The organism is Streptomyces sp. Ru72, from assembly GCF_002920635.1.
Lineage (GTDB): Bacteria > Actinomycetota > Actinomycetes > Streptomycetales > Streptomycetaceae > Streptomyces.
On the sequence record NZ_PQSR01000201.1, the window covers coordinates 1 to 4876 of the forward strand.

At 71.8% G+C, this 4876-nt stretch carries 6 protein-coding genes; 1 reads left to right on the forward strand and 5 read right to left on the reverse strand.

The window, feature by feature from the left end:
* Window positions 1–1536: MinD/ParA family protein (locus tag C3488_RS39135; protein WP_258053922.1), on the forward strand; the 1536-nt coding region annotated here is incomplete at its 5' end.
* Window positions 1537–1643: 107 nt separating this feature from the next.
* Here C3488_RS39135 and C3488_RS39140 read toward each other — a convergent pair.
* From C3488_RS39140 to C3488_RS39160, 5 genes are all read right to left on the reverse strand, one after another.
* Window positions 1644–1874 carry a DUF397 domain-containing protein gene (locus C3488_RS39140; protein ID WP_103845576.1) on the reverse strand — a complete coding sequence of 77 codons (231 nt, stop codon included), beginning with the start codon at window positions 1872–1874 and terminating at the stop codon, window positions 1644–1646.
* A gap of 96 nt (window positions 1875–1970) precedes the next feature.
* The gene (locus C3488_RS39145; RefSeq protein WP_103845572.1) at window positions 1971–2927 is read right to left on the reverse strand and encodes a bifunctional riboflavin kinase/FAD synthetase; all 957 of its coding nucleotides are present in this window, start codon (window positions 2925–2927) and stop codon (window positions 1971–1973) included.
* 373 nt (window positions 2928–3300) lie between these two features.
* Entirely contained in the window at window positions 3301–4206 is a 906-nt protein-coding gene (gene truB / locus C3488_RS39150; protein WP_103845573.1) for a tRNA pseudouridine(55) synthase TruB, read from the reverse strand.
* Window positions 4203–4655, reverse strand: coding sequence for a 30S ribosome-binding factor RbfA (gene rbfA / locus C3488_RS39155; RefSeq protein ID WP_103845574.1), 453 nt, complete (start codon window positions 4653–4655; stop codon window positions 4203–4205). The genes truB and rbfA overlap by 4 nt, the downstream gene beginning before the upstream one ends.
* A 45-nt stretch (window positions 4656–4700) precedes the next feature.
* Window positions 4701–4876: DUF503 family protein (locus C3488_RS39160; RefSeq protein WP_146068028.1), on the reverse strand; the 176-nt coding region annotated here is incomplete at its 5' end.

The following is a 4876-nucleotide window of genomic DNA, read 5'->3' on the forward strand; positions in this document are numbered from 1 at the left end:
CGCCAGGCCCCCCAGCCCCCGCAGCCGCAGGCCGCCGGATACGGCTACCCCCAGCCGCCCGCCCAGCCGCTGCCGCAGCCCGGACCGGTCGGTTACGGCTACCCGCCCCAGCAGGCCGGCTACGGCTACCCGCAGCCCGCCCAGCCGCAGCAGCCCGCGCCGCCCCAGCAGCCCGCGGCTCAGCAACCGGCTCCGGCCCAGCAGCAGCCCCCGGCACAGCCACTGCCGCAGCAGGCGCCCCAGCCGCATCCTGCCGCCCCGCCCGCCGCCTACGGCAACCAGGGCTGGACCGCCCCGGTCGGTCCGCAGGCGGGGCCCGGTGCCCCCCAGCAGCAGGCCGCGCCCGGCACGCCGCTCGGCTACAACGCCGCCGTGGAGCTCTCCTCCGACCGGCTGCTGCGCCATCAGCCCAAGGCGCGCAAGAACAACACGGGTCCGTCCCGCTTCAAGTTCGGCGCCAAGAAGGAGGAGGCCGAGCGGCAGCGGAAGCTGGAGCTCATCCGTACGCCGGTGATGTCCTGCTACCGGATCGCGGTGATCAGCCTCAAGGGCGGCGTCGGCAAGACCACGACGACCATGTCGCTCGGAGCGACGCTCGCCACCGAGCGACAGGACAAGATCCTGGCGATCGACGCCAACCCGGACGCCGGCACCCTCGGCCGGCGGGTGCGGCGCGAGACGGGCGCCACCATCCGCGACCTGGTCCAGGAGATCCCGCGGCTGAACAGCTACATGGACATCCGCCGCTTCACCTCGCAGGCGCCGTCGGGGTTGGAGATCATCGCCAACGACGTGGACCCGGCGGTCTCCACGACCTTCAACGACCAGGACTACCGTGCCGCGCTCGACGTGCTCGGCCGGCAGTACCCGATCATCCTCACGGACTCGGGTACCGGCCTGTTGTACAGCGCGATGCGCGGAGTCCTGGACCTCGCCGACCAGTTGATCATCATCTCCACGCCCTCGGTGGACGGCGCGAGCAGCGCCTCGACCACGCTGGACTGGCTGTCGGCGAACGGCTTCGCCGATCTGGTCCAGCGGTCGGTCACCGTGATCTCCGGTGTCCGCGAGACCGGGAAGATGATCAAGGTGGAGGACATCGTCGCGCACTTCGAGACCCGCTGCCGCGGTGTCGTCGTGATCCCCTTCGACGAGCACCTCGCGGCAGGCGCCGAGGTGGACCTCGACATGATGCGTCCCAAGACCCGCGAGGCCTACTTCGACCTCGCCGCCCTCGTCGCCGAGGACATCGCCCGTACGCAGCAGGGCTTCGGCAACCCGAACCTGCACTTCCAGCAGCCCCAGCAGGGATACGCGGCCCCGCAGCAGCCCCAGCAGCCCTACGCCCAGCCCGGCGGCGCCCCGCAGCCGGGGCAGGGCTGGCAGCAGCCCCCGCAGCAGCCGGGGCCGGGGCAGGGCTGGCAGCAGCAGCCAGGACCGGGTCAGAACTGGCAGCAACAGCCGGCCCCGGACCAGAACCCGCAGCAGCCCCAGCCTCAGCAAGGCGCCGTACCGCCCGGCTGGACGCAGCAGTAGCGAACCGGTCGGCAACGCCGGAGGGCCGGCACCTTCACGGTGCCGGCCCTCCGGCGTTCGCGTACCCGCGATGCGGGCGCACTGTCCCCGGTGTCGCTCCGGGAGCACTACTTCAGGTCGAACTCCCCGTCGCGCGCCCCGAGTACGAACGCGCGCCACTCCGCCGCCGTGTAGCGGAGCACCGTGTCGGGGTCCGCGGAGTTGCGCATCGCGACGGCGCCGCCCGGCAGGTACGCGATCTCCACCCGCTCGTCCTGGGGACCATCAGGGGAGCCGACCCACTCGACGCCGCTGATGTCCATGGCGTACAGCGCTTCCTTCTCCTGCTCGGTCGCCACCGGGTCCACTCCGTTCCACCGACCTTACGGACGAGGGGGATTGTACAACTGGGGGCGGCGGCGGGGGGTTTGCGAGCGTACGGCCGCGGCGGTTGTTCAGACGGGGTCCCCGGCCGCCGCGATCAGCTCACGGCAGCGCTTCACGTCCTCCGCCATCTGTGCCAGCAGCCCGTCCAGCGAGTCGAACCTGGCCTGGCCGCGGACGAACGCCAGGAAGTCGACGGCGACGTGCAGCCCGTACAGATCCAGACCCACCCGGTCGATGGCGTACGCCTCCACGGTGCGCTCGGTGCCGTCGAACTGGGGGTTGGTCCCGACCGAGATGGCGGCCGGCATCGCCTCGCCCTCGACCTGCAACCAGCCGGCGTAGACGCCGTCGGCCGGGATCGCGGTGTGCGGGAGCGTCTCGACGTTGGCGGTCGGGTAACCGAGGTCGCGGCCGCGCTGGGCGCCCCGGACCACCACGCCCTCCACTCGGTGCGGACGTCCGAGGATCTCCCGCGCGCCCTCGACGTCGCCCTCGGCGATCAGCCTGCGGGTCAGGGTGGAGGAGAAGGGCTCGCCGCCGCCGGCCTCGCCGGTCAGGTAGAGATCGACCACCTCGACCTCGAAGTCGTACGTCTTGCCCTGTTCGGCCAGGAACTCCACGTTGCCGGCGGCCTTGTGGCCGAAGCGGAAGTTCGGGCCCTCGACGACGGCCTTGGCGTGCAGCTTGTCCACGAGCACCTTGACCACGAAGTCGGCGGGCGAGAGCCGCGAGAACTCGGTGGTGAAGGGCAGCACGAGAACCGCGTCGACACCCAGTTCGGCGCACAGTTCGGCGCGGCGGTGGTGCGGGGCGAGCAGCGGCGGGTGGCTGCCGGGGCGCACGACCTCGCTGGGGTGCGGGTCGAAGGTCACGAGGACCGAGGGGACGCCCAGCTCACGGGCGCGTTCCACGGCGTGCCGGATGATCAGCTGGTGACCGCGGTGGACTCCGTCGTAGGAGCCGATGGTGACGACGCTGCGCCCCCAGTCCTCGGGGATGTCCTCCAAGCCACGCCAGCGCTGCACTGTGACCGCTCCTCGTCGAACCCGTGTCCGTCTCTGCCTTGTACGCAGGTCTAAGGGTGCCATGCCGGGCGGCGTCGGCCCGCATCGGCATGGGGGCTGTGACGGGCGGCACGTCGTATCAAGGGGGTCGCGGACAGATCTCGGGGTGGACGGCGCGCAGGAAGCCCGCCATGCGGGGCCTGCCGCGCAGGGCAGGTCGATCGTGCGGTGAACGCGCCCCCTTCCGCTCCCTCGGTTCACTCCGAGCGCCCGCTCCCCGGGGTGAATAGACACGGGTGGATGGATACACCTCTGTGAGGGGGAACCGAGGGGGGACCGTGGAGCGGCGACCGGCATCCCCGAGATCGCCGCTCCACGGGCAGGACGGCGTGCGTCAGCCGAACACGGCGAGGCTCTTCGCCTTGCCCCGATAGGCCTCCACGAGCGCCAGGAGGCGGTTCTCGGGCCCGAAGACGGCGACGGGCCCCGCGCCCGCGTACTCGTCGGGCATCTCCAGCCGCACGCCGTTGGCGAGCAGCCGGGCCCGCTTGGCGTCCACGTCCCAGCGCGGGAAGGCGGCCGCGGCGGCCACGGCGATCGGCATCACGGTCAGCTCCTGCTGGAGCTGGTCCAGGGTGCGGGCCGCGTCCAGCTTGTACGGGCCCACCCGGGTGCGGCGCAGCGCGGTGAGGTGACCGCCGACGCCCAGGTCCGCGCCGAGGTCGCGGGCCAGCGCCCGGATGTAGGTGCCGGACGAGCAGACCACGGACACGAGCAGGTCGAGCACCTGGGTGCCGTCCTCGGCGACGGCGTCCCGGACGTCGTACACCTCGAAGGACGAGACCGTGACCGGCCGGGCCGGGATGTCGAAGTCCTCGCCGTCCCGGGCCCGCTTGTACGACCGTACGCCGTTGATCTTGATGGCGCTGACCTTGGACGGCACCTGCATGATGTCGCCGCTCAGCTTGGCGATCCCGGCGTCGACGGCGTCCCGGGTGACCTTGGAGGCGTCGGTGGAGGAGGTGACCTCCCCCTCGGCGTCGTCCGTGATCGTCGTCTGCCCGAGGCGGACGGTGCCCACGTACTCCTTCTCGGTCAGTGCGAGGTGGCCGAGGAGCTTGGTGGCCTTCTCCACGCCGAGGACGAGGACGCCGGTCGCCATCGGGTCGAGGGTGCCGGCGTGGCCGACGCGCCGGGTCCTGGCGATCCCGCGCATCTTGGCGACGACGTCGTGCGAAGTGAAGCCCGACGGCTTGTCGACGATGACGAGGCCGTCGGGCGTGGTGTGCTGCCGGGTCATTCGGTGGTGTCGTCCGTCTCGTCCTCGGAGCCGGGCTTCCGGTACGGGTCGGCGTCACCGGCGAACGACTTGCCCGTGGCCGCCTCGCGCACCTTCGCGTCGGACTGCCGCGCCTTGTCGAGGAGATCCTCGATGGTCCGGGCGGTGTCCGGGAGGGCGTCCGCGACGAAGGTGAGGGTCGGGGTGAACTTCACGCCGGCGGCGCGTCCGACCTCGGAGCGCAGGATGCCCTTGGCGCTCTCCAGGCCGGCCGCCGCGGCCTGCCGCTCCTCGTCGCCCCCGTACACCGTGTAGAAGACGGTCGCCTCCCTCAGATCGCCCGTCACCCGGGTGTCCGTGATGGTGACGTGCGAGCCGAGCCGCGGGTCCTTGATCCCGCGCTGCAGCTTCTGGGCCACCACCTCTCGGATGAGGTCCGCCAGCCTCTTAGCCCGCGCGTTGTCGGCCACTGGTCCGTCTCCCTGTCTTTCCTGTCTGTGTTCTTCGGTCGGTCGTCAGTCGTCATCGCCGTGGAGGCGCCGTCTGACGGACAGCAGCTCCACCTCGGGGCGTCCGGCGACCAGCCGCTCGCACCGGTCGAGTACGTCGGTCAGGTGCCCGGCGTCGCCGGAGACCGCCGCGAGCCCGATGATGGCCCGCCGGTAGAGATCCATGTGGTCCACCTCGGCGG

Excerpts from the sequence above, each read along its gene's own strand:
- truB (WP_103845573.1), bottom strand. The coding sequence starts at position 4,206 with ATGACCCGGCAGCACACCACGCCCGACGGCCTCGTCATCGTCGACAAG.